The following is a 676-nucleotide window of genomic DNA, read 5'->3' on the forward strand; positions in this document are numbered from 1 at the left end:
GAATTTATCTTTTTTCTCCTTGAACTGAGAAAACCTATTTTTATACTCAATGAAAATCAAAGAGCAAACTAGGAAGCTAGCCGCAGGCTGTACTTGAGTACGGCAAGGCGACGCTGACGTAGTTTGAATTTGATTTTCGAAGAGTATTATTGTACTTTAAAGGTCTTGAGATAGTTATCTTTTCCAACTTGACCTTCGAAGGATTGGCCATTTTCGAGGTAAGGAAGGTCGTCTGACACGGAAGCCTTGACCTTATAAATCTTGCCATCAACTTTAAAGAAGTAGACGGTATCACCCTTGATGACAGCTGATTTAAGGTCTGAGACGATACCCTTGATGTTTTCTACCGTTTCATTATCCAACTCGAGGTCATTTTTATTGGCATACTTGCTGAGGAGTTCATCTACCGTAGTTGCTACGATGACGTTTTGGTACTCCACGGCATCGACCAATGCATACTCCTTGACCAAGCCTGCATTGTCCTTCAAGCCCATGATATAGAGCGGTTTGTCATTGAGATTGACAAGAATAGGGAAGGTAGCCTTGTAGGCCTTCTCTTGCACTGCTCCCTCTGCAGAAGCACGGGCAGATTCTTCGGTTGCTGAAGCTAGATTGTACTTGGTGATTTCACCAGTGCGCATATTTTCAAGGATAAATCCTAGATTACTTTCGTCAG

At 42.5% G+C, this 676-nt stretch carries 1 pseudogene; it reads right to left on the reverse strand.

The features are described 5' to 3' along the window. Positions 1 to 146: 146 nt before the first annotated feature. Positions 147 to 676, reverse strand: a pseudogene (locus GMD4S_RS09905) (hypothetical protein); the annotation flags it as partial.

The organism is Streptococcus sp. GMD4S (genome assembly GCF_000296955.1).